Consider the following 25,981-nt stretch of genomic DNA (forward strand, 5'->3'; position numbering starts at 1 on the left):
TCAATTTGCTCTTTACTGAATTCTCACCATGTTTTGTTTGTTTAAAAATAATACGGAACAATAGACAAGGAGAAAAAATACCATTACGAAGGCTGAAAACAAATAAATAGAACCATAATTTGTTTTTGCCGCAATCAAACCAAGAACGGCAGACCCTCCTCCAATTCCTAAGTCAAATGAATTAAAAAACATGGCGGTTACTTTCGTATACCGCTCAGGCTTCGTATTATTCAGTGCCCAGGCTTGGAGGGAAGGGAATAATGATCCTGTACCCATCCCATATAGGATTGCAGCAATGATTAAATCACTTAAAGTAGTAGTTTGATATATTAATACAAAACCAATGATGACTGAGATCGAACTTGGAACTAACACCCAAGCATGTCCTTTACGGTCAAATACTTTTCCTGAAATGAAACGGATTAAGAATCCACTAACCGTATTTACGAAATAAAACCATTCTACACCTTCTATCTCTAACTCTTTTGCATAAAGTGCCATAAAACTAATGACTCCGCCCATGCATATGCCAAATAAAAGCATCAAGAAGCTAGGAAAAATAGCAGAAGGTTCAATCAATGATTTTAGGAATGATGTTTCTTTTTGATTGGGATTGATCACACTTTCGGGAAAAGAAATGAAACTAATACAAAACAGGAAGATTAGTAAACTAGCTCCTGCGGTACCGAATAATATGATTGGATTATAGGAATTAAACAGCCATATCCCAACAAATGGCGATAATGCTAAAGCAATCGTTGTACCATTCCCAAGCATACCCATCCCTTCGCCCCTTCTTTGTTTTGGAATAATCTCCGCTGCTAAAGTGGAAAGAATCGTGACAGCAAGACCAAAACCGAAACCATGCAGAATACGAATGGAAAGTGCAAGGATGAAGTTTGTCCCAAAATAATAACCTAGAGAGGAGATTAAACAAATAAGGATGGAGACTACTAATGTTTTCTTTTTTCCAAATTTATTGGTAAAGAATTCAGTAAAAGGACGAATGATAATGGCTGAAAAAGTAAAACTCCCGATAATTAATCCTATTTGGGATATATCGAGTCCCCCATGTTTTGCCAAAAAGAGTGGGAGAGTTGGCAGCAATAGATCAAATGCGAAAAAAGCAAATGCATTAGCAAACATGATAATAAAAAAGGTTTTGTTCCATAACGATGGTGTATTCGACACGAATTTTTTACTCCTTTAATTAGAGGATCACCTTTTTGCTCAGAAACAGGTAGGAAAAAGGAGGATCTAAAATCCCCCATTTTCTTATTCTTGTTTGCCTGTTTGTTAAAAGTCTATTGTTTTTCCTGTCTTTGCTGAGGTATATATCGCCTCTAAAATTTGTGTGACAACTAATGCTTGTTCCGGTTTAACAAGTGGTTCTGTATCATTAATAATGCATTCCAGCCACTGTCTCGCCTCTTTTACTCCAGGCTCCTCTGCTCCTGCATCAAAATAAGCAATTCCTCCGCCTGTGGCAGGTTTTGTTTCAACCAACTTCCCGTATTTTGTACCATTGAAAACTAACTCACTTGTAGGTGAATTTGGTAATGCTTTCATTTCAGCACCACCTTCTGTGCCACATAAGGTTGCCATTGCTTCTCGAACATCCGTTGTATTTAATGCCCAAGAACATTCTAAAATGATCGTGGCCCCATTTTCCATTTTAATAAATCCAAACGCTGAATCTTCTACCCTATATGTTTCTGGGTCCCATGGTCCGAACAAATTTCCTTCATGTTTATCTGCAAGCTTATGGAAAACGGAACCTGTTACAGATTGCGGTTTGTAATTGTCCATACACCAAAGCGTCAAATCCAATGCATGTGTACCGATGTCGATTAATGGTCCGCCACCTTGTTGTTCTACATCAAGAAACACCCCCCATGTAGGAACCGCTCTTCTTCTAATGGCATGTGCCTTAGCAAAATAAATATCGCCGAATTCACCTTCTCTTGAAGCTTTGTACAATACTTCCGAGTCATCACGAAAACGGTTTTGGTAACCTATTGTAAGCTTCTTTCCTGTTCGATTGGCTGCATCAATCATTTCTTCGGCTTCTTTAGAATTGATGGCCATTGGCTTTTCGCACATGACATGCTTTCCTGCTTCTAGTGCATCAACAGTGATAAAGGAGTGTTGCAGATTAGGAGTAAGTACATGAACAACATCAATCGAGTCATCCTGTAATAACTCCTTATAATTGGTATAAACTTTTGCCTCTTCTGTGCCAAATTGCTGTGCTGCTTTAACGGCTCTATCCTCTACCACGTCGCAAAATGCAGTCATTTCTCCTAAATGACCAAGCTTTGCCAATGAAGGCATGTGCTTTTGATTGGCAATTCCGCCACAGCCGATGATTCCAATATTTAACTTTTTAGACATTAGGAACACTCCTCTTAATTAATTTTTGATAAGACCTTTTACAGATTTCTCCATTACTGTTAAATCCCCCGAAATGCTTGTAAATTTATCTCCTAGCTGTCCTTCGTTTTCCACAATTGCATAACGGATGTATCCCAATTCATTAAGAATTTGATAGGTTTCTTGAAAATTAACGATACCAGTTCCGAGATTGACAAAATCATTTGGCTTCACATACTCTGTATATATTTTCATCAGGTCATTGCTTTCTTCTTGGCTCGATGCGGTAAATATACTAACTGGATTTACATGTTTACCTAAGTCCTTCTGATGGATCATGTCGCAGCGATTCCCCAATTTCTCAAGCAATTCAAGAGGATCATATCCTCCTCTCATAACCCAAACGAGGTCCAGCTCAAATTTCACGTTCGCTGGATCGGTATTTTCAACTAGAAGTTCAAATAAGGATGTTTCTCCTATTCTCTTAAACTCATGCGCATGGTTATGATAGTAAAAGTTCATCCCCGCTTCTTTGCACTTTTTTCCTATTTGATTTAGATGTTCGGCTGTTTGAAGAGTATCCTCACGGCCTGATATAAAAGCCATCGGGAAAACAATAGACTGACATCCAAGTGTTGCATTTTCTTGAATAATCTTATCCCAATCAGCATCTAGTAACGCTTTACCAGGGGCAACACCTTCATGTGCTGCAAACGCTTTTAATCCTAGCTCGTCAAACTTCTGTTTGATGACTGGTAGGGAAAAGGTATCCGAAAAGCGCTCGCCTGTAGAAAAATTAGCAGAAATCAACTCTATATTTTTGTACCCTATTTGAGCTACCTTTTCTAACGTACCGAAATAATCCTCGTTTAACTCTCTAAATACTGAAAATAAATTTAATCCAATTTCCATTGTCATTTTTACTTCCCCTTTTTTTATAGATTCGTCGTTTAAAACATTCATTGGCTGATAACTTTATTAGTTATTAATCTACTGATGAAACTATTAATGCTGTTAGTAAATCAGTTTTTGAATCTTCACCTCGTACATAGTTAAAATAATCAAAATGGGCAGGTGCAGTAGAAATCTTGCCATTTCCAGTCGCATACATTCCAAAAAATAAGCCCGTAAAACCCCCAGCAACTTCAGTCGCAAGTATAGAACTTTCCCCTTTACCCAAAGTGATTTTTTCTCCACTCGAGGATGTAAAAGAAAAGGTAAAACTAAAGTCATCTGCTTGAATTCCAAAGACAACGGTCGGCTCGTCATACTCTACTTCTGCTTCTACCTTCGACAGGCTGCCAATTCGGCGGCGGAATAATATAATAGACTTTCCTTCCTTAAGTGCTCTAGCAATTTCATAATGATAATTCTCGTTCATAAATACGGTAAGTCCTGCTTCCTCTCCATCTTCATTTGGGAAAAATTCCATAAGGGCCGAAATCTCACAGTTAAAATGCTGCTGCCTGCGGCCAACAAATGTGGGAGATCCTGAATCATTCAATGTGGAAGATTGACCATGTAGTGTTAACCAACCAGATCGTTCCGTTACTGACCAAGAGCCTGCAATCGGATTACGATAAAAATTCCAAACCGGCGAAAGGAAAGCGTTATCAAAATTTTCTTTTTCCTGCCATGGATGGGATTGATCTCATGGAAGTAATCTGGCTTCATTCACCAATTCTGCTCGTCCTGCTGCTCCAATAATGGGCCACCCTTCCTCTGTCCAATGGACTGAAGCAAGATTGGTTTCACGCCCAAGGTGATGACGTTTTGGATAGCCCACAGGTCTGATCCCTAAAAACACAGACCACCAAGTACCGTCCCCTGCTTGGACCAAATCTGCATGACCGGTGGCTTGAATTGGTTCATCAGTACTCCGATTCGACAAGATTGGATTATTGGGATTGCTCTCAAAAGGCCCGTAAGGACTTCTGCTTCTTGCAATCGTTACCATATGGCCATATTCTGTACCACCCTCCGAAATCATTAAATAATACCATCCATTGATTTTATATAGATGTGGCCCTTCCGGAGAGCTGCCCCCTGTTCCTTTCCAAATTAACTGACGCTCTGTTAACAGCTGTCCAGAATCAATATCAAGTTCAGCCTGATAGATTCCTACAGGTTCACTGGAACCAAAAGAGCTTGTTCCACTCAAATAAACTTTCCCATCTTCATCGAAATATAAGGACGGATCAATTCCACCCCAGCCCTCAACGACGATTGGCTCGGACCAAGGACCTTCTGGTTGTTCGGCATGAACATAAAAATTCTTATTTGTTGAGATATTGGTTGTAATCACATAAAAGCGTCCGTTATGATAACGGATTGTTGGAGCAAATATTCCTTGTGAAGGTCCCATTCTATGAATGCGGGTGAGCGGAAGCTGACTTTCACGCGTCAATACATGGCCAATCTGTTTCCAGTTAACTAAATCCGTACTATGAAAAATCGGAATGCCTGGAAAAAATTCAAACGAACTGGTAACCAAATAATAATCTTTGCCAACCCTGCAAACACTTGGATCAGGGTGAAATCCGCTAATAACTGGATTTGAATATTTCATTTCATTGACACATCCTCTTTTCATTACGAATCTTATTTTGTAATGATTTATTTGCAGGAGAAATTTTAGATAGTCTGTTCTATATTAAAGATAAAACAAATGAAAACCCTTTCCTACTGTAAATCCGACTAATTTCTTTCAAAATTCCGACTTTTTAAAAAATAAAAATAACTCACAGAGACAAATCGAACAAGTGTATAAAAAAACAGACCGGACTCGGCCTGCTAGTTGATAATTACTAACTTTATCTTTTTTTCTTCTAACTCGATTCTAGTTTCTTCATTTATATTTGAATCGGTAATAATGCAATCGATGTTAGAAACTGGTGAAATATGCGAAAAAGCACGTGTCCCAAATTTGCTGGAATCAACCATTAGAATGGTTTCATCGGCCATTTCCATCATCTGCTTTTTTAATAAGGCTTGCAATTCATTAAAATCACTTAGCCCTTTATCAAGATGTACCCCTTTGCAGGAAAGGAAGGCTTTGTTAACGTGATACATCGCAAGGGAGCGCTCAGCAAGTGGCCCAACATATGAAAGGGATTGTGACAATAACGTTCCTCCAGTGGAAATCACTTTTATTTGTTCCTTTTTACTAAGCTCGATGGCTACCTTTATTGAATTTGTAAGGACGGTTAAAGGCATATCTGGCAGTTCCTTTGCGACATACCATGCGGTAGTACTTGCATCCAGAACAATTTGGTCACCAGACTCAATAGATTGAACGGCTGCTCTTGCTATCGCTTTCTTTTCAGCAGCATTCGTAATCTCTCTTTCCAAATAGGAGGTCTCCGATTGATCTTTCTCAATACTAACCGCACCGCCATGACTGCGCATTAATAAATTTTCCTTTTCAAGCTTTTCAAGATCACGACGAATCGTTTCCTCTGTTACAAAGAAAATCTTGCTAAGCTCAGTCACCCGAATACTTAATCGTTCATTAACCAATTCGACGATCTTTTTTTGTCTTTCTGCAACAAGCACTTGTTCTGCCCCTTCCTGCCCCGCTATTTTTATTTATGTTGTTTTGTATTTGTTTTTTATTCATTCTCACTATAACTATAACATATATTTTTGAAAAACAAACATATAGAAGTTGAAATGATAGATTCAACAAGGAGAAATTTTTGTTTTTGCAAAAAACAAGCCAATCGTTAAGAAGATTGGCTTGTTAGGTTTATTATGAATTTACTAAAACTGCTTCCAATTCAAGCTTATTTAACTCGTCAATAATGTGATACCAGGCGCAGCTTTCTCTAAAATAGCAACTTAAACCTCCTATTTGAATCTTCCCTTAATAAATCCACTTATCTTTTAAATAAAACCTCTTGCTCATACGCTTTTACTTCTTCTAACCAAGATTCTTTTACTGGAACACCCATTTTTTTACAGTAGTAATCCCAAATTGCACCAAATGGATAAGTTTTGAATTCTTCCATTAACGCTAATCTTTCTGTGAAGTTGCCTTCTTCTTGAAGCTGTTTTAAATGCTCGTTTGGAACTAACATGGCATTAAGTAAAGCCTTAATCATATTACGTGTGCCGATTGTCCAAGCAGCAACACGATTAATGCTTGCATCAAAGAAGTCAAGGCCGATGATGACCCGGTCTAACGCATCATTACGTACAATTTCTAAGGCGATTTCTTTTAACTCATCATCAAGAATAACAACATGGTCACTGTCCCAACGTACGGGTCTTGAAACGTGAAGGGCAAGCTTTTCGCTAAATAATAACATCGAAGAAATTTTATTTGATACTGTTTCTGTTGGATGGTAGTGACCTGTATCTAATAAGCACAATTTATTATTTTTCATGGCATAGTTTAGATAAAATTCATGGGAACCTACTACGTAAGATTCTGAGCCAATTCCAAATACCTTACTCTCTACTGCATCAAGATTAAATCTTTCATCTACTTCAACTGCAAAAATCTTATCTAATGATTCTTTTAGTCTTTTTCTTGGAGTCAGGCGGTCACTAGGAATATCCTTATAGCCATCCGGAATCCAAATGTTTGTTAATGCTGGAGTATCAAGCTCTTTTCCGAAGTACTCACCGATTTTCCGACTGCCAATACAGTGATTGATCCAGAATTCACGGATTTCTTCGTTTGGATGGGAAAGTGTCAGACCGTCATCTGCTTTGGGATGTGAGAATAGCGTTGGGTTGTAATCCAAGCCTAATCCATTTTCCTTTGCCCATTTTACCCAATTTTCAAAATGCTTTGGTTCTAGCCGGTCTCTTTCTACCACTTCTCCATTAGTTTCCGCATAAATGGCATGTAAATTGACGCGATGTTTACCTGGAATCAAAGAAAGTGCTTTTTCTAAGTCTGCTCTTAATTCTTCAGGTGTCGTTGCCTTACCTGGATAATTTCCAGTAACAGAAATTCCACCAGATAATTCTTTAGGGTTCACTTCAAATCCACCGATATCATCACCTTGCCAGCAGTGAACCGAAATCGAAATATTTTTTAAGGTTTCGATTACTTCATCAACATTAATTCCCCATTTTTCATAAGCCTTTTTAGCAAGTTCAAAGTTTTCTTGAATAGACATGTATTTTCTTCCTCTCCATGGTTAGTTTGTAATAGATGCAGTTGGCAAATATTTCTTTACCTCAAATGATTTTTTAACAATCGTGCGTGCTTCTTTCATATCTTGAATTTCATCGAGGGCCATTAACTGAGCCACGATATTACCGATCGCAGTGGCTTCAACTGGTCCTGCATATACTTCTTTCTTCGTTACATCAGCGACAAGTTGATTTAACATTTCATTTTGACAGCCGCCGCCGATGACATTGATTTTCTCAAATCTCTTTTCAAAAATTTCTTCAATTTCGTTAACGGCATCCTGATAGCTATCTGCTAAACTATCATAAACGCATTTTGCGACTTCTCCCGGTGTGCTAGGAATCGGCTGACCTGTTTCCACACAATAATTCATGATTTCCTGAATCATGTTCTCAGGTTTTAAGAAACGATCATCATTGACATTAACCACTGCCTTAAAGTCCTTAGCCTCTCTAGCTAAATCAACCAGCTCGGCAAAAGAATATTCATTATTGTAGTTGCGTCTTACCTCTTGAATCATCCAAAGGCCCATAATATTTTTTAAGAACCGGTATTGATAATCGATTCCACCCTCATTGGTGAAATTGTAGTCGAGTGCTTTGGTAACACAGATTGGGAAGTAATTTTCTACTCCAATCAGCGACCAAGTACCGGAACTGATATAAATCGTTTCATTTTCTTCTGGTACGGCAATAACAGCTGAACCTGTATCATGTGTGGCCGGTAGAATCACTTGGAGATCAAAACCTAACTCTGAAACCAGCTCTTCTTTTAATGTTCCAAGAACGCTCTTAGGTGTCTTAATTTCATGGAACATTTCCTTATTAATTCCCAATATATCCAATAAGTCATGATCCCATTTTTTCGTAAAGGCATTAACTAGCTGCGTGGATGTAGCATTGGTATATTCGTTTGCTTTTTTTCCTGTAAGTAGATAATTGAAGTAATCAGGAATCATTAAGAATGATTTTGCTTTTTCTAAGATTTCCGGTGAGTTTTGTTTAATAGAAAACAATTGGTAGATCGTATTAAACTTTTGGAACTGGATGCCTGTTTCTAGATACAGACGTTCCTTCATGATCTTCTCAAAAACCTGTTCCATCATCCCGTCTGTTCTTGGGTCACGATAAGAGACTGCCTCTGTTAGTGGTTGATCGTTTTCATCCAATAACACAAAGTCGACTGCCCAAGTGTCGATTCCAATACTATCCGGTTTAATGCCAAGATCATTGCACTTTTTTAAGCCCTTTTTGATTTCCTGAAAAAGCTTATTGGCTTCCCAGCAATAGGAGTCTCCTTTTTTGACAATCTGGTTTTCAAAACGATGAATTTCGTCTAGTTTTAATAATCCATTTTCTAGGTAGCCTAAAATAAGCCGGCCGCTTGAAGCACCAATATCAACAGCAATACTATATTTTGTCATTAACATCACCTCTCGGTTGGAAACGCTTTCTGATATCTCTATCTTACTAAAAAAATACGATTTTCCTATAACGTAATTCGACCAATTTATTGTCCTTATTTGCCAACCTTAATTCTTAAATACCAAAAAACACCACAGAATTTTTCTGTGGTGTTTTCATCTCATCATCCCTTTCCATTTCTCAGGATGTATTGATAGTTTTTGTGAAAAATCGACCTTTTAGACCAATCTGTGGGAGGACTCTTTACATTACCGCTTTATTTGACCCAGTAGAAACTACGGTTTTAGCCGATGGTATATTTGCAATAAATACGCCTAGTAATACCAAAATACCGCCAATGATTTGATTCAGCAAGATATGATTCCCTAAAATAAAATGAGAGGCTAGGATGGCGACAAACGGCTGGATATTCATGAACATTGAAGCTATACCTGCACCAACTTTAGCTACGCCTTTATTCCACCAAAACCCGGCAATACCTTGAGCCATGATCCCAGCAAAAATTAACAAAATCCACATAAAAAGAGAATGGCTGATGACAGATCCGCTCACAAAGTTTTCGACTCCTGCAGCAGGAATCATTAGTACACTTCCTAGTACGGTTGAGTATATCGTAATAATAAATGTGTTCATAGTTTTTGATAAACCTCGGATAAATAATATACTAATCGAGAGGCAAAGCATGGCGATTAGAATGTTAAAATCTCCCCATGAGATTCCCAAACCGCCATTTGCAACACCAATAATTGAAAAAACACCAATTAAACTAATAATGGCTCCTGCCGATTTTTTAATGGTAAACTTGACCTTAAAGATGATTCGTTCCAATAAAATTGTCGCTATCGGTGCCAAGGAAATTATTAATGAGGCGTTAGCTGGTGTTGTATGATGGAGACCCGTAAAGTAGAAGGTTTGATTTAACAGTGTTCCAAAAATTCCTACACCAATGAGGTATTTCCACTCTGAAATGGTGGGACGCTTCATTCCTTTATGAATCATGGCAACGATTATCAAAAAAAGTGAGGTAAAGCAAATTCGAACGGTTGATAAAAAAACAGGTGAAAATCCTTGCAGTAAATAGGAACTTACCGGATAATTACACCCCCATAAAACAGAAACCAAAAAGAGACTAATAAAAGCTTTTATCATACTACTCGACATTTACCATAGACAACCCTTCTCAAAATGTTTTTATTGGTGACTTTTATTAGTATAGCATGGTATTTCGCTTATCGAAAGAATTATCAATGGGAATTTTCATTCATCATTCCTAAGTTAAATGGCAGTTAACAATTAAAAATGCCTGCACCCTGTTAGAGAATACTGATTTTACGATCTATCAAATCGCAAATAAAGTTGGGTACACCAATATTACCTTTTTCTATAAATCATTTAAAAAGATTCATGGTATTACTCCAGCCGAATATCGGAAGAAAAAAAGCGAAAGCCCTACTCTGTTGTAAAGTAAAGTGTTCCGTTTTGAGGTGTCATTCTGAAATATAAAGCAGAAAGGACAACAACTTTTTATAGATCTATATTCATACAAAAAACTCGCCATTTGCGAGTTTTCTTCATAGTTTATTATTTTGTACAGATAGTCCCTTCTCAACTAAAACGCCCTTCGTATGGTGATATACATATTCAAAGGAAAACAAATGGTAAATGAAGTTGAAGGGCAGGCCGTTTGGAACAGAAGTTTATAGGCTAAATACTCGTACTCATTTTCACATAAGACATCCATTATATAAGGTACAGATAAGAACCCAGTGTCGATTTTTTATAATCATTTTTTTCAATTAACTCTACTAATCTTTCTATTGCTTTTCTCTTTTGAGCACCTGACAAAAGGTTAAATGCAAGTGCAATTGTAATACACCCTGGTAATCAGCGGTTAACAGTCCTGAATCATTGATATAAGCAATTCTAAAAGCTTCTTTCACCTTATAGTTTCACTCCAAATTAGCTTTCACAAAACTATCTTACCTCGTAAACGCTGCTGGCACTCCGCCATCCACCGTTAACATACATCCAGTCGTTCTATCTGATTTTGATGAGGCAAAGAATGCGATTGATTCAGCGATATCTGAAGGATAGATATTAACTAATAGAGTTGTACGTTTGCGATAGTGCTCTTCTAATTGATCAGGATCAATTCCATATGCTGCAGCACGTTCTTCACGCCATCTTGATCCCCAAATAGCAGATCCTTGAAGAACCGCATCAGGAAGGACAGAATTGACACGAATGCCAAACTCGCCGCCTTCAGCAGCAATACATCTTGCCAAGTGTGTTTCAAGTGCTTTTACAGAACTGTAGGCAGCTGCATTTTTTCCAGCAAATACAGAGTTCTTCGATCCGATAAACACCATGTTTCCACCAATGCCTTGCTGTTTCATTTGCTTGAATGCTTCGCGGGCTACTAGGAAATAACCAGTTCCTAGCACATTCATATTTAAGTTCCACTCTTGAAGAGTCGTTTCGTCAATTGGACTTGATGTAGCAAGGCCAGCATTGTTTACAATGATATCAACCCCGCCAAACGTAAGTGCTGTTTGATCAAAGGCTGATTCAACTTGCTCTTCTTTGGTTACATCCATCTTCACAGCAAGGGCACGATTTGCTCCGTACTTTTCATTAATTTCAGCGGCAACCTTTTCTGCACCTTCAAGATTCAAGTCTGCTACAACTACATGTGCTCCTTCAGAAACAAAGCGACGGCAAGTTTCACTGCCAATTCCACCAGCTCCGCCAGTAACAAAAGCTACCTTTCTAGAAAACTCAGCTTCAGCTGGAGCAAGCGATAATTTATATAATTCTAATGGCCAATATTCTACGTTGTAGGATTCATTTTCACTTAATGAAACAAAGTTTCCGAGTGTAGTAGAACCTTTCATTACCGCAATTGCACGGTGGTATAATGCACCGCTGACTCTAGAGTTGCTAACATCCTTTCCAGAGTTCACCATACCAATTCCAGGGATTAAGATGACACGTGGAGCTGGTTCAAACATTTGATCGCCTTCGTGTTTGTTGCGGTCATAGTATTCTTTGTACTGTGCTTTGAAATTGTCAATCCCTTCTTTTACACTAGCAATTAAGGCTTCTACGTCCTTCGTTTGTGGATCCCAATTGATATAAAGTGGAACCATTTTTGTGTGGACGAGATGGTCTGGACAGGCCGCACCTACTTGAGAAAGCTCTGGTGCTTGGTGACTGTTTACAAATTGAATAACATCTTCACCACGGTCAAACGTTAACAGCATTTTCTTTTCATCACTTACTGCTCCGCGGATCACTGGCATTACTTTTGCTAGGATGCTAGTTGCTTCTTCGTCGGTAAGAGATTCATATTTTTGACCGCCAAAAACAGTTTCTTCTTTAATTCTTTCATTTATATATAGTTCTGCTTCATTAATAATTTCAATGGTTTTGGCATAGGACTCTTCTGAAGTTTCTCCCCACGTAACAAGTCCATGTTTTTCCATTAAGACAAGCTCCGCATTTGGGTTATTTCTTACTCCTTCTGCGATCATTTTTGAAAGTGTAAAGCCTGGCCGTACATATGGAACCCAAACAAAACGATTTCCAAAAATCTCTTCAGCAAGCTGCTTCCCATTATCAGCACAGCATAGGCTAATAATCGCATCTGGATGTGTGTGGTCTACATGGTTATATGGTAAGAACGCATGTAATAATGTTTCGATCGATGCTCTTGGATGTTTACTGTCAATCATGCAATGTGAAAGATAGGACACCATATCCTCATCTGTCATTTCATCACGTTCAAATAGTGGACGGATATCTTCTAGGTTTAGGCCTGTAAAGTTATGAGCCTTCATTGTTGCCAAATCGGAACCGCTTCCCTTTACCCACATCACTTCTATATCACGACCGCGAAAATCCTTTTCAGTTGTCTTCATCGATGTATTGCCGCCACCCCAGTTACATACGGCACGATCTGATCCAATCAAGTTGGACCGATACACTAATTCTTCTACTCCTTTTAAAACTTGTGAAGCCTTTTCAGTATCCCAAAGATTCTTTACCATCTGAATTCCCCCGTTTGTTTGTTAATATGTTTATTATATTCTGTTTTTATTATAAAACATTTTTGTTTATTTTTGAATATACAAAATAGATTTTTTTAATTTTTATTTATTTCCGTTTGTACTTTTTTTTATCTGTTTTCTAGGACTCTTGCACAATGAATAACCAAACATCTTGTCCTAGGATTAAAGCGGACTCTAATTTATCTGCACGATTTTCAACAGAGACAAAACATTCCTCTACAGAAAGACCGCTACCAATTAAAGATAGCGGTCTACTCATATTTATTAAGGTAAATTATGATGATTTGTTTTTATTATAGATATCAAAAGCTACTGCAGCTAATAATACAAGCCCTTTGATACCTTGCTGCCAATCTATTCCTAAACCTAGTATGGACATTCCGTTATTCATGACACCCATAACAAGACCACCAATAATAGCCCCTGGAACCGTACCTACTCCACCATATGCTGATGCCCCGCCAATAAAACATGCTGCAATCGCATCAAGTTCAAAAAGATTTCCTGCTCTAGGTGTTGCAGCATTTAATCGAGCAGCAAACAGTAGCCCAGATAGAGCTGATAACACTCCCATATTTACAAAGACCCAGAATGTAACCCGCTTTGTTTTGACCCCTGATAAACTGGCTGCTTTTTCATTTCCACCTATCGCATAAATGTGACGCCCTGCAATTGTTTTTGTTGTAATAAATTGATAAGCCAATATTAATAAAGCCAAGATAACTAAAATATTAGGAATTCCTTCGTAAGTAGCAAGAACGTACACAAATACATTAATTAAGGCAACTATTGCAAAAATCTTCAAAATGAAAATTCCTATTGGTGAAACATCCAAATTGTATTTTATTTCAGCTTTTCTAATTTTCAATTCATTGAAGATTAGAATGACAGATAGCAGAGCTCCAATGACAAGAGTTAAAATATGAAGGCTCGCTCCACCAAACACATCTGGAATGAAACCTGAGCTAATTTTTTGAAATGTTTCAGGAAATGGGGCGATTGATTTGCCCTCCAACACAACCATAGTCAATCCTCTAAACAAAAGCATTCCTGCTAGAGTAACAATAAACGCAGGAATTTTGACATATGCCACCCAAAATCCTTGCCAAGCGCCAATAAGTGCACCAATTAATAATGAGATTATAATTGCGGCTGAGATTGGAACTTCATAATTAACCATTAATATAGCAGATATAGCTCCGACAAAGGCTGCTATTGAACCAACCGATAGATCAATATGTCCGGTAATAATAACTAAAATCATCCCTATTGCCAATACTAAAATATAGCTATTTTGCAAGATTAAGTTTGTAATATTTAACGGTCTTAATAATATACCATCTGTTAGAACTTGAAAAAGAATCATAATTGAAACTAGTGCCAAAATCATACTGTATTGTCTCAAATTATTTTTGAAAAGTTGTAAAATGTGATTTACTTTCGGTTCACGAACTGCAACTTTCTCGTTTTCAGCCGTTTTATGCGTTAACGATTGCATGTTTTGCTACCCCCTAAACCATACTTTTGGTCATATATTTCATAATACGTTCTTGAGTTGCTTCTTCTTTTAAAACTTCTCCTGTTATTCTGCCTTCATTCATTACATACACTCGATCACAAATCCCAAGAATTTCTGGCAGCTCTGAAGAAATGACTAAAATCCCTTTTCCATCTGTAGCCAACTGATTAATGATTGTGTAAATTTCATACTTTGCGCCTACATCAATACCTCGTGTAGGTTCATCTAAAATCAGGATGTCAGGCTCTGAAAAGATCCATTTACTCAATACAACTTTTTGTTGATTTCCACCACTTAGATTTCCAGTTTTCTGATGAATACTAGGAGTTTTAATTTTTAATTTTTCACGGAATTTTTCCGATTCAATAATTTCTTGGTTCTTATTAATAACAAATTTGTTGGTTATCTTATTAAGGCTGGCTAATGTAATGTTTTGTTTAATATCGTCCATTAAGATTAACCCGTTAACCTTTCGATCTTCAGAAACATAAGCGATTCCATGTTCGATTGCCTGACTAACATTATTCAAATGGATTTCTTTACTATCTTTATATATTTGTCCCGTTATTTTCTTTCCATACGATTTCCCAAAGATACTCATTGCCAACTCTGTTCTTCCTGCGCCCATCAAACCGGCAATACCCACAACCTCACCTTTACGAATATGAATATTCACATTATCAATTAATTTTTGATTTGTATTCATTTCGTGAAAGACATTCCAGTTTTTCACTTCAAAAATAGTATTTCCTATTTTCGCATCCCTTTTTGGATAGCGATTCGTTAATTCTCTTCCTACCATTCCCTTGATAATTCTGTCTTCTGAAATTTTGTCTACTTTCATATCTAGAGTTTCTACGGTTTGGCCGTCTCGCAAAATTGTGATGGAATCCGCCACTTTGGAAATTTCATTTAATTTATGCGATATAATAATGGCTGACATGCCCTGTTTTTTAAACTCTAATAAAAGATTTAATAGGTTTTCACTATCGTGTTCATTTAAAGCAGCAGTAGGTTCATCCAATATTAATAATTTTACATTTTTAGATAGTGCCTTCGCTATTTCTGTTAATTGTTGTTTCCCTACACCCAAGTCTGCGATTTTTGTATTTGGTGATTCGTTTAAACCTACCTTTGTCAGCAGTTCTCTCGTCCTTAACACTGTTTCATTCCAATTGATAATTCCATTTTTCACTTGTTCGTTACCAAGGAAAATATTTTCAGCAATCGATAGGTATGGAATCAATGCCAGCTCTTGATGAATAATAACAATCCCTAATTCTTCACTTTGTTTGATGTCCTTAAATTTACAAATTTTACCATCAAACAGAATATCCCCAGTATATGAACCATGTGGATAGACACCACTCAATACTTTCATTAAAGTGGATTTCCCAGCCCCATTTTCTCCACATAAAGCGTGAATTTCGCCCTCTTTTATCTTTAAATTTACATTTTGAAGTGCTTTGACGCCTGGAAACTCTTTTGTAATATTCCTCATTTCTAAAATTATCTTTGACATGTTTCACCACAACCTCGCAATTTTATAAAATGATTTAGTGACGGTTCTTCACCTGTCACTAAATCATTTAAATCACTAATTATTTACTTAGTTCTTCCTTTTTGTAATATCCAGAATCAACTAAGACAGATTCATAGTTTGCTTTATCAACTGAAACCGGTTCTAGCAGATATGAAGGAACCACTTTTTTTCCATTGTCGTACGTTTTGGTATCATTTACTTCAGCTTTTTTGCCCTTTAAAACGGCATCAGCCATAGAAACAGCTTTTTTAGCCAATTCTCTTGTGTCTTTAAACACGGTTTGTGTCTGTTCACCTTTTATTATTGATTTAATAGAAGCTAGTTCAGCATCTTGTCCAGTAATAATAGGAAGTGGTTTAGTAGCTGATCCATAACCAACACCTTTTAAAGATGATATAATCCCGATACTGATTCCATCATAAGGTGATAAAACTGCATCTACCTTGTCAGTGGTATAGTGGGCACTTAATAGATTATCCATCCTAGCTTGTGCAACTGCACCGTCCCATCTTAATGTAGCACCTTGTTCAAATGACTTTTGACCGCTTTTTACGACTAATTTCCCCGATTCAATATAAGGCTTTAATACTGACATTGCCCCATCAAAAAAGAAATAGGCATTATTATCATCTGGTGATCCTGCAAATAACTCGATATTGAATGGGCCCTTTCCTGCCTTTAAACCTAATTTTTCTTCAATATAAGAGCCTTGTTGAACACCTACTTTAAAGTTGTCAAATGTTGCATAATAGCTGACATATTTACTATTCTTAATTAAACGATCATATGCAATGACCTTAATCCCTTGCTTGTTTGCTTTGTCTAAAACATCTGTTAAGGCTTCACCGTCAATTGACGCAATTACTAAAACGTTTACACCCTTCGTAATCATATTCTCAATTTGAGATACCTGATTCTCTACTACGTCTTCTGCATATTGCAAGTCCACTTTATAGCCTAACTTTTCAAATTCTTTTTTCATATTTTGACCGTCACTTACCCATCTTTCCGATGACTTTGTAGGCATCGCAAGTCCTACAAATCCACTATCTCCACTTGTACTTTTACTTCCACATGCTGCCAACGAAAATAATAAGGTTATTAACATAATTACTGACAACAACTTTTTCATCTGAATCGCCCCTTTTGTTTTTTTCATATTTAATGTTTTATTCCTTGCTATGAATATATCACCCTGTCATTTTTTCGTCTTTTCAATAAAACAACTATTTTTATAAAAATACAACTTAACTTGAAGCGCTTTCAAAAAATACTGCATTATAAAAAAACAAAAATCACCCACTAGGTTTGAAAGCACTTTTTGTTCGAAATTCCCCGTAAACAAAATAGAACAGTCCAAATGATTTATTTGGACTGTCCCTTAGTACATTCATATTTGGCTAATTAAACTATGTTACTCCTATTCTTTCCTAGAAATCGAACTTGGAAAACCTGCACCTTTTCGATACTGGTTGGGAGATACACCCATTACTTTTTTAAAAGCAGTACTAAAATAATGCTGTGTGTCATATCCAACTTTTCCGGCAATTTCAAGAATAGAAAGTTCTGTGGAGTTTAGCAGCATAATAGCCTTGCTGATTCGCATATTTGTAATCATACTAACAAAAGAAGTACCTAATTCCTTTTTCATTATTCTGCTTAGATAAACAGGGGATACTTGCAGATACTGTGCCAATGATTCCAATGTCAAATCTGTTTCTGAAAAATGTTCACTAAGATAGGATCTCGCACGCCGGACAATCGGTGAGATCTTTAAATTTTCATACATCATTGTTTCGCATTGTTTATAAATTTCAGAAATCGCAAATGTTTCTCCAGTAACTTGCTCAAAGTGCATATTCGGTGTCGTGTTCAAATAATTTTTTAATTTCTTTGACAACAATAATTCGAGATTTTCTTGTACCTTTCCCCAAATACAAACTGATATAAACCCTGAAGGATCACGAAAAACAACTTTTTGAAAGGGTTCAAGTGCTTCAGCAACGATATCTTCTGTAAAATTAAATAATTGTTTATTATTTTCATTCAATAAAGGTTTATTGATATAAATTTCATGACATTGGATGAGACCAAACTGGTTCGGGCATTCTAGAGGCAAATGTAAGAATTTTAGTTGTTTAATAATTTCAGATTCTGTCATATTCCCTTTTATCCATTCCTGACAAAAATTTTGCTGTAAGAGAGGGATATTTTTTATAATTTGGTCTTTCGCCAATGCTAAGTACTCACTTTGCTGTTCTCTTTCTTCCAATTGTTTTCTTATACTCTGTAGGACGTTTTGTAATTGATCAGGATTTGCTGGTTTGAGAATATAATCATTAACATTTAAGCGTAATGCTTCTTGGGCATATGTAAATTCGTCATGACCTGAAATAATTATTATTTTACAGTTTGGCAAACTCTCTCGTACATGTTTAATTAAAGTCAAACCATCCATAATTGGCATATTCAAATCTACCAGCAATATGTCTACTGAATATTCGATGGCAAGTTCGAATGCTTCTTCTCCATCTTCAGCCTCTGCTACAACCTTCATATGAAGCTCTTGCCAATCTACTGATTCACGAATTCCTTCACGTATTATCGGCTCATCATCTGCAATCAATACATTCCAATGATTTTGCACACAATTTGCTCCCCTTTCGAACTCTTTCATCGTTTCATTTTTCTCTGATGGCAGGAAGGACAACCTTTACTGTTGTACCCTTACCTAATTCACTATCAATAGAAATACCGTAGGCATCACCAAAAGTCAGTTTAATTCTGGCTTGGACATTAAGCATCCCATACCCGAAATTCTCACTTCCTTTATATTGCTGAGATTGAGAAAATAAAGTTCCCAATTTACTTCTTAGAGCTTCAAGCTTTTCAGTAGGAATTCCCTTCCCATCATCCATTACATGGAAAACAATATTTCCTTCATGTTCTTCTGCTTTAACGATAATATGACCTGGCCCTCTCCTTTCTTTGATTCCATGATATATGGCGTTTTCTACGATTGGCTGTAATACAAGCTTTAATACATTGATCTTTTCAACATTTGAAGCAATATTTAAGGTGTAATTTAATTTATCTTGATATCTAGCTTTTTGGATCTTTAAATAACTGTTGATATGTTCCATTTCTTCTTTTAGAGGAATTATATCGTTTCCTTTACTTAACCCAATGCGGAAAAGTCTTGATAATGACTCTACCACCTCAGCAACATCTACAGCACCTTTTTTCCGGGCCAGCCAATGAATTGTGTCTAACGTATTGTATAAGAAATGAGGTTTAATATGAGCCTGAAGACTTCGTAGTTCAGCATCACGTTTTTGACGCTCTTGCAGCTCATTTAGAGTTATAAGTTTATTTAATTGAACAAGCATCGTATTAAAGCTGCGGCCAAGTAACCCGATTTCATCCATTCGTTCTCCTTTGTAACGGACAGACAAATCTCCAGATTCCGCTTTACGCATAAACGACATGAGTTGCCTGATTGGTCTTGATATAGAATAGGATAAATAATAGGAGGCCCCAAGCCCAAACAAACAAACGAAGAAGACAAAACTAATCACATAAAAATGAATTTCCCTTACCTCTAATACTGATTCTTTTGTAGAAAATACACCTACAGTTGTCCAATCAGTAAAAGGAGACTTTCTATATATGAATTGAAGCTTATTGCCTTTGACTTGTTTTGAGAAATTCCCGGATTCTTTCGAATGGAGCCACTCAATAGGAATCTCGTTAAGAAAGGGCTCGGATGGTGAGTAGATATTTTCGCCTTTATCGTCAATCACCATTAAATAACCTGTTTTACCTAAGCGAACATCTTTTGTCGCTTCCGATATCACTCTGAGCTTCATATCAATTAATATTACACCCTTCACTTGCTGGGTTTCAGGGTCTAAAATTGCTCGTACAACTGATACAACTTCGTCATCCTTGTAATGTATATGGCTAGTTATGTTTCTGCTGAATGGGTGCCCTAAGATTTTGAAAATCCCTTCACTTTTCACAGCAGCTTGATACCACGACTCTTCAGTGAGGCTTTTCATCGAGCGGGTATACATGTCGTTACTGATGTACTGACCATTGCTGTTTACCACAAGAATGCCTGCTACTTCTGGATACAATGTTGTAAGCCCTTGCAGAAATGTTCGTATCTCATAATCATCCTTTACCTCTTGGCTTTGCTGGCTTTTTTTCTCGTACAAAAATTGTTTAATTCCCGGGTTAAAAGATATCAAATAACTCATGTTTTGCATGTTACCGGCATAGAAATCCAGTGTTTTATTGACTTGACCAATTAACTGCAATGTATTTTGGTTCACTTGTCTCTCTATAATGCGGTCTACTGTCCATCCTGTTAGAAACCCAAGACCAATAGATGGCAGAATACTGATTAACATTAAAAGAACAATTAACTTAAATCGGATTGGAAGGTTGCTTATTTTTAAAAAATTTTTTTTGTCCAATTTCTTCGAATCTCTCATTTTCTTGGCGGCTCACTTTGCATAGTAGTTTTCTACATTCTCTTTAGTAACAATAGAAATCCCTGTATCAACATATGAAGTCATTGGAGGTTTATCAGAAAATTCACGTTTTATAATTGGAGAATTTTTATGTTGGAGATCAAATAAAAACAATAATGACCAAAAACCCATCCTCCAGGTACCTTGAGCCAAGGTTGCAGATATGGTACCATCTTTAATCAAATCCAGAGTTTGTTTATCTGTATCAAAACTTACTATTTTCACTTTTTGATTCTTCTTGAGGAGACTGACAGCTTCACCGACCCCAACCCCTCCATTGGCTTCAGTAGCAAAAATACCCTTCAAATCCGGATACTTCTTTAAGAGGTTCATTGCGACCTTGCTTGAAACAAGCTGATCCCCCTTTCCATCTTTTACTGCTATCACCTCTACCCCAGTAGTTTCTTTCTTAATTGTGTCTAAAAATCCTTTTGTTCTTTCCTGATGATTTAATTGATTGGGAGATGTAATGACAGCCACTTTTCCTTTTTTACCAATTAATTCAACTAACTTATGAGCAGCCGTTATACCAGTTTTATAATTATCAGTCCCCAAAAAAGAAGACACCTTGTCCGATGCAGCACCTGAATCGAATAAAACTACAGGAATACCCATATCCCGTGCTTTTTCAAAAGTTTTAGTTAATGCGTCAGGGTCGATAGCGGAAATCGCAATTCCCGCAGGCTTTTTGGCAATCACCTGTTCCATCACAGTAATTTGTTCATGTATATCATGCTGCGTTGCACCCCGGTATTCAACTAATACATTCAATTTCTGAGCTGCATCCTCAAACCCTTTTAAAGAGTTCTTCCAATAATCAATTCCTGACTGGAATGTAACCATTACGTACTTCTCACTAAATTCCCCCTGACCTTCTCCTTGCGTTAGTTGGGATAAATGCGACTCATTCATATGATAGTTATATAAGTAAAGAAAGTAGACGATAAATAAGAAGGCATAGATTTGTAATAGCTTTTTCAATTATGAATCCCCTTTCAAAAAACTATCAACTTATGTATTCTGTTTACTAAAATCACTAGTGCCATTTTTATAAAAGCCCTTACATTTCAATGATTGGAAGATTCATTGAGCATGAGTTTCAAATAATGGATTATTACTATATTTTTAGCTAATAGCTGATTTATTTTTACTAACTCTGGATCAGAAAGTTCTTTATCTTTGCCATATCATACATTTTCCTGCAATAACTCTCAATACTTTTTTCTTAAAAAAATGCTTTTCTCAAAAATCTTTAACCCTATTATCCTTGCAAACATTTTGGCCTTATTAAAAAGAAGCTTTGTTAATTCCCCACTCAGGAAATAACAAAGCTTCTCAGGTACTAGTAGGAGTCAGACTTATTTTTACTCTTGTACAATCTGGTATAGTTCATTTCGATCAATGATGCTGCCTGTAAATTCATGCGTCAACTTTCCATCCTCGTTAAAAATATAGGTTTTATTATCATGTAAAACTTCCGAATTCTTTTTTTCAAAATGTTCACCAAGCGTGTCTGCCAAGTTTTGAATCTCATTCATATCTCCTGTCAGCATTTTTAAGTAGGACATATCGAAATTCATTTTCTTTGCGTGTTCCTTCATGGCTTCTGGTGTATCATTTTCAGGGTCAAGGGAAACGGAAACGAGTAAAAGATTATCTGTATTGTTTCCCTTCGATTTCAAATCCTGCTGCATGTTGCTAAAGTTCCCCAATAATATTGGACAAGCATTCGGGTCCACGCAATTCACATAAGTAAAGGTCATTACGACGGTTTTTCCGATTAGATCCTGTTTTGTAACTGAATTCCCATTTTCGTCGATTAACTTAAATTCAGGTAAGTTAACTTCTTGGGTCACTTTATGAGCATTCGCCAATGTTTTTGCTTCGACAGTGAATTGCTTTTCTTCTTCAACCATTTCCCCGTCGTGTTCCACTTTAATTGAAGCTACCCAGTCACCGTTCATCGCTAAATTAGCAGTTCCTATATATTTGCCGTCACCTATTTCTTCCACAGCGACAGGAGCTGTCCCGTGATCCATGTTTTTCATATTTAAATTGGCACTCACTTCGGCACCCTCAATCGGATTTCCCTTATTGTCGACTACGGTAAATTGCATCGCAAATATTTTTCCTGGGGTAAATGTTTTTGGCGTGGTAAGTTTCACAGTTAAATTATTGGATGCCCCACAGCCCGCGATAAATATGATAATAAGACTCATTATAAAGACAGAAAATCGTTTCATCTTGCCAAACCTCTCAGTCAGATAAATTTTAATATCTCAGCTCCCTTTCACTATATACTACAATCTTAATAAAAACTGTGAAGTATTATACAGTTTCACCCAAAATGAAAAGGTAGTTACCTGCGCTTTTCGAATTTTTTTGAACATTATTAAGACAGTATCAATTCGCCAAATTTCTCCACATCATTCTACAAATTTCTACGATATTCATTGCTATATTTTATGGCAGTACCAGATTAATAGTCTTTTATATAGGGAGGGAATTTTTATCGAGCTTGGAGAAGAACTAGATATGCCGATGAGTGTTGAATAATGCGGGGTTGGCGCATGAATTATTCATGCGCCTTTTTCAATCATCAATAGGCCTTGAGTTTATCTTTCTCATCAACCTTTAGTCTAGAAAGCATCGGCCTGTTGTTCTTCCACTCCACATGAACTGGAAGATTGAAAAACGCCGTTAGTTTTTGACTAGATATCAGTTCACATGTCTTTCCATCTGCAAAAACTTGTCCCTCTTTTAGTAATAAGGTTTTAGTGAAAACTGGTAAAATTTCTTCGATATGATGTGTTACATAAATCAATATCGGAGCACCGGGATTTTCTGCAATTTTTTCAATCGATTCTAACAGTTGTTCGCGCGCGATAAAATCCAATCCATTCGTAGGTTCATCGAGAATGAGCAAAGAAGGTTCAGCCATCAACGCACGAGCAATTAAGACACGCTGCTTTTCCCCTTGTGATAATTTTTCGTAATTTCGGTTCGCATACCTTATACAACCAAGTGTCTCCAATAGTTCAACAGCCTTTTTTCTCATTTCATCTGTCGGTGTTTCGTAAAGACCGATAGAAGCAAAAGCACCGCTTAAGACAACCTCAAACACATTATCCCCTGGATGAAATTTTTCCTGAAGGGATGAAGAGACAAATCCGATCTGTTTACGCAGTTTCTCACTTAGATAGGTTTTCCCAAATTCCATCCCCAGTACAGTTACTTTTCCTTTTGTCGGGAAATAATAGGCATTTATTAAATTTAATATGGCTGTCTTACCCGAGCCATTTAATCCAAATAAAACCCAGTTTTCGCCTCTATTAATCTTCCAAGTTACATCTTGTAAAATCCAATTTCCTTCTCGTAATAAAGAGACATTTTCAAGCTTTAAAACCATCATTTTTACTCCTTTCTATCATTCGTAGGTTGAATATATAATTTTGGCAACCCCATTGTACCAAATTTTCAGAAAACAAAAAATAAGTCCTACCAAAATGAGGACTTAAAATAGGATTTTGAACCTTTTAGATGTGTATTCCTTAAACAAGGACCTTTTTCAGTTTTTCCGTAAGTGCTGGTATCACTGTCTTGTAGTCGGCGATTACACCGAGATTGGCCCGTTTAAAAATGGGTGCTTCTGAATCTGTGTTGATGGCAACAACGGTCTTTGCACTGGTAATGCCTGCTAGATGTTGACTGGCACCGGATATTCCGACCGCAATATAAAGGTCTGGAGCAACAACAGCACCCGTTTGTCCTACCTGCAAGTTAGAAGGAACCCATCCAGCGTCACATGCTGCCCTTGAAGCACCGACTGTCCCGCCCAGTAGTTCTGCAAGGGACTGCAAATCTTGAAAGCCTTCAGGCCCGCCAAGACCTCTACCGCCGGAGACAATAATTGTAGCATCCTCAAGACGGATATCTGACAAGGCCGACTGAATCTTCACCACCAACTTGGTTATAACTACTTCCACTGGAACGGAATAATCCACTGAAATAATTTCACCTGTAGGTGTTGAATCAGGTACAGCCGGTTCCTGACTCTTTTGGCGAATGCCAACAACCACCTTTGGACGTGTAGTTGAATACTCCCCATATGCTTTATCACCATAAATTGGGCGCACCCATGTCAGCTTACCGCCTTCAGTTCTAAAATCAGTCACCTCTGTTATGGCAGATGCGCCAATGCGTGTAGCCAGTCGACCTACAAGATCCTTACCCATTCTATCGAAAGAGAGGAGCAGCGTATCGGCATCAGATTGTTGGAAAACAGTGAAGAGGCTATCTACGTAAAGTTCAACCTGATATTCAGAAAGTAAAGGATTATTAATGGTATATACTTTGCTTGCTCCAAAGGCAATTGCTTCCTTGGCACCAGCCTCAGTCGCGGGTCCAACCAAGACAGCCTCCACACTTCCGGCGGTGGCACTTGCCAAACGACTGCCGAATGCCAGTGCTTCCTTGGCACCAGGGCTTAGTGATTCTTCTTGCTGATTTGTAAAGATAAGGATTTTGGACATAGTTTGAGACCTCCTATAATATCTTGAGTGCCAAGAGCTTGTCAGTCAATTCAGCTGCGAGCTCTGAGCCATCGCTGCCAGAAAGGATTTCGCAATTGACATCTCTGTTTAGGACGTAGGCCCGCTCCAATTTAACTCCCGGCTGACAACGCACAGGATCTAAATAAATATCATCTGATTCAAATCGAGTGATTGGTTTGCTCCTCGCAAGTCGGATATCTTTAACCTTAGGGAGGCGAGGGACATTTGCCTCAGAACTAATAATTGTAAAAACAGCTGGAAACGGAACACTCGCCACAGTATAACCGCCTTCTGCTTCGCAAGTAGACTTCACACTGCCTTCATCCAGTTCAAGTTCGGAGACAAGCGTCACACAAGGAATCCCAAGTTCTTCAGCCATGACTGGTCCAACAAGGCCTTCCTCAATGTCACTTGCTTGATATCCGGTCAGTACAAGCTCCGCACCACCAAGGGTTTTGATTGTTTGTGCAAGGATATGTCCAACGGCCTGCCCATCTAGATTTTCCCACTCCGAATCCCAAACTCGGACGGCAGCGTTTGCCGTGAAGGCAAACGCTCGGCGAAGCACTTCCTCCGAGGATTCGTCACCCAGGCAGATGGCAGTCACCGTAGCACCCGGTGTTTTATCTCGAAGTTGAATAGCCAGTTCAAGCGCGTTCTCGGCAAAAGAGTCCAAAACCATGTCGGAATCTCCATTCACCGGTCGATTGGTCTCTGGGTCAATTTGAAAATAACGCGGAGTAATTTCCGGATCAAGAACATGCTTTAGGCATACGACGATATGCATCTCTAGTTCACCTCTTGTCTTTTTA

At 37.6% G+C, this 25,981-nt stretch carries 20 protein-coding genes and 1 pseudogene; 1 reads left to right on the forward strand and 20 read right to left on the reverse strand.

Annotation, left to right across the window (positions count from 1 at the left end; genetic code table 11):
- Positions 1–12: 12 nt before the first annotated feature.
- The 8 genes and pseudogenes from AB7942_RS00200 to AB7942_RS00235 form a co-directional block, all read right to left on the reverse strand.
- Complete coding sequence (locus AB7942_RS00200; RefSeq protein WP_369445389.1) at positions 13–1,191, reverse strand: MFS transporter; 1,179 nt, start codon at positions 1,189–1,191, stop codon at positions 13–15.
- 105 nt (positions 1,192–1,296) lie between these two features.
- Entirely contained in the window at positions 1,297–2,394 is a 1,098-nt protein-coding gene (locus AB7942_RS00205) for a Gfo/Idh/MocA family protein (protein WP_215010162.1), read from the reverse strand.
- A gap of 18 nt (positions 2,395–2,412) precedes the next feature.
- Positions 2,413–3,291 (reverse strand): sugar phosphate isomerase/epimerase family protein, encoded by an 879-nt coding sequence (locus tag AB7942_RS00210; RefSeq protein WP_369445390.1) that lies wholly within the window; start codon positions 3,289–3,291, stop codon positions 2,413–2,415.
- A gap of 67 nt (positions 3,292–3,358) precedes the next feature.
- Positions 3,359–4,942 (reverse strand): annotated as a pseudogene (locus tag AB7942_RS00215) (glycoside hydrolase family 43 protein).
- Positions 4,943–5,166: 224 nt separating this feature from the next.
- Complete coding sequence (locus tag AB7942_RS00220) at positions 5,167–5,928, reverse strand: DeoR/GlpR family DNA-binding transcription regulator (protein WP_369445391.1); 762 nt, start codon at positions 5,926–5,928, stop codon at positions 5,167–5,169.
- A gap of 323 nt (positions 5,929–6,251) precedes the next feature.
- The gene (gene rhaA / locus AB7942_RS00225; RefSeq protein WP_369445392.1) at positions 6,252–7,505 is read right to left on the reverse strand and encodes an L-rhamnose isomerase; all 1,254 of its coding nucleotides are present in this window, start codon (positions 7,503–7,505) and stop codon (positions 6,252–6,254) included.
- A 21-nt stretch (positions 7,506–7,526) separates the two neighbouring features.
- Positions 7,527–8,945, reverse strand: a complete 1,419-nt coding sequence (rhaB, locus tag AB7942_RS00230) for a rhamnulokinase (protein ID WP_369445393.1) — start codon at positions 8,943–8,945, stop codon at positions 7,527–7,529.
- A gap of 244 nt (positions 8,946–9,189) precedes the next feature.
- Entirely contained in the window at positions 9,190–10,107 is a 918-nt protein-coding gene (locus tag AB7942_RS00235; protein WP_369445394.1) for a DMT family transporter, read from the reverse strand.
- 131 nt (positions 10,108–10,238) lie between these two features.
- On the opposite strand from AB7942_RS00235, the gene AB7942_RS00240 reads away from it, so the two are divergent.
- The gene (locus AB7942_RS00240) at positions 10,239–10,409 is read left to right on the forward strand and encodes a helix-turn-helix domain-containing protein (protein ID WP_369445742.1); all 171 of its coding nucleotides are present in this window, start codon (positions 10,239–10,241) and stop codon (positions 10,407–10,409) included.
- 146 nt (positions 10,410–10,555) lie between these two features.
- On the opposite strand, the gene AB7942_RS00245 is transcribed toward AB7942_RS00240, so the two are convergent.
- The 12 genes from AB7942_RS00245 to AB7942_RS00300 all read right to left on the reverse strand — a co-directional run bounded on the left by AB7942_RS00245 (position 10,556) and on the right by AB7942_RS00300 (position 25,956).
- The gene (locus AB7942_RS00245) at positions 10,556–10,720 is read right to left on the reverse strand and encodes a hypothetical protein (RefSeq protein ID WP_369445743.1); all 165 of its coding nucleotides are present in this window, start codon (positions 10,718–10,720) and stop codon (positions 10,556–10,558) included.
- A 205-nt stretch (positions 10,721–10,925) separates the two neighbouring features.
- The gene (locus AB7942_RS00250; protein WP_369445395.1) at positions 10,926–12,995 is read right to left on the reverse strand and encodes a bifunctional aldolase/short-chain dehydrogenase; all 2,070 of its coding nucleotides are present in this window, start codon (positions 12,993–12,995) and stop codon (positions 10,926–10,928) included.
- Between the two features lie 295 nt (positions 12,996–13,290).
- Entirely contained in the window at positions 13,291–14,406 is a 1,116-nt protein-coding gene (gene mmsB / locus AB7942_RS00255; RefSeq protein ID WP_483310830.1) for a multiple monosaccharide ABC transporter permease, read from the reverse strand.
- 121 nt (positions 14,407–14,527) lie between these two features.
- Positions 14,528–16,057, reverse strand: a complete 1,530-nt coding sequence (gene mmsA / locus AB7942_RS00260) for a multiple monosaccharide ABC transporter ATP-binding protein (protein ID WP_369445397.1) — start codon at positions 16,055–16,057, stop codon at positions 14,528–14,530.
- A gap of 79 nt (positions 16,058–16,136) precedes the next feature.
- On the reverse strand, positions 16,137–17,210 hold the full coding sequence (gene chvE / locus AB7942_RS00265; RefSeq protein ID WP_168242841.1) for a multiple monosaccharide ABC transporter substrate-binding protein: 1,074 nt from the start codon (positions 17,208–17,210) through the stop codon (positions 16,137–16,139).
- 288 nt (positions 17,211–17,498) lie between these two features.
- Positions 17,499–18,725 carry a response regulator transcription factor gene (locus AB7942_RS00270; protein ID WP_369445398.1) on the reverse strand — a complete coding sequence of 409 codons (1,227 nt, stop codon included), beginning with the start codon at positions 18,723–18,725 and terminating at the stop codon, positions 17,499–17,501.
- A 34-nt stretch (positions 18,726–18,759) separates the two neighbouring features.
- A complete protein-coding gene (locus AB7942_RS00275) occupies positions 18,760–20,577 on the reverse strand; it encodes a cache domain-containing sensor histidine kinase (RefSeq protein WP_483310824.1) in 1,818 nt (605 codons plus the stop codon).
- A 12-nt stretch (positions 20,578–20,589) separates the two neighbouring features.
- Positions 20,590–21,597: a substrate-binding domain-containing protein gene (locus AB7942_RS00280; RefSeq protein WP_369445399.1), complete on the reverse strand. Its 1,008-nt coding sequence runs from the start codon at positions 21,595–21,597 to the stop codon at positions 20,590–20,592.
- A gap of 383 nt (positions 21,598–21,980) precedes the next feature.
- A complete protein-coding gene (locus AB7942_RS00285; protein ID WP_369445400.1) occupies positions 21,981–22,859 on the reverse strand; it encodes an SCO family protein in 879 nt (292 codons plus the stop codon).
- Between the two features lie 356 nt (positions 22,860–23,215).
- Positions 23,216–24,025, reverse strand: coding sequence for an ABC transporter ATP-binding protein (locus AB7942_RS00290; protein ID WP_369445745.1), 810 nt, complete (start codon positions 24,023–24,025; stop codon positions 23,216–23,218).
- Between the two features lie 142 nt (positions 24,026–24,167).
- Positions 24,168–25,148 carry an electron transfer flavoprotein subunit alpha/FixB family protein gene (locus AB7942_RS00295; RefSeq protein WP_369445401.1) on the reverse strand — a complete coding sequence of 327 codons (981 nt, stop codon included), beginning with the start codon at positions 25,146–25,148 and terminating at the stop codon, positions 24,168–24,170.
- A gap of 13 nt (positions 25,149–25,161) precedes the next feature.
- On the reverse strand, positions 25,162–25,956 hold the full coding sequence (locus AB7942_RS00300; protein WP_369445402.1) for an electron transfer flavoprotein subunit beta/FixA family protein: 795 nt from the start codon (positions 25,954–25,956) through the stop codon (positions 25,162–25,164).
- Positions 25,957–25,981: the final 25 nt, after the last annotated feature.

The organism is Neobacillus sp. BF23-41 (assembly GCF_041106275.1).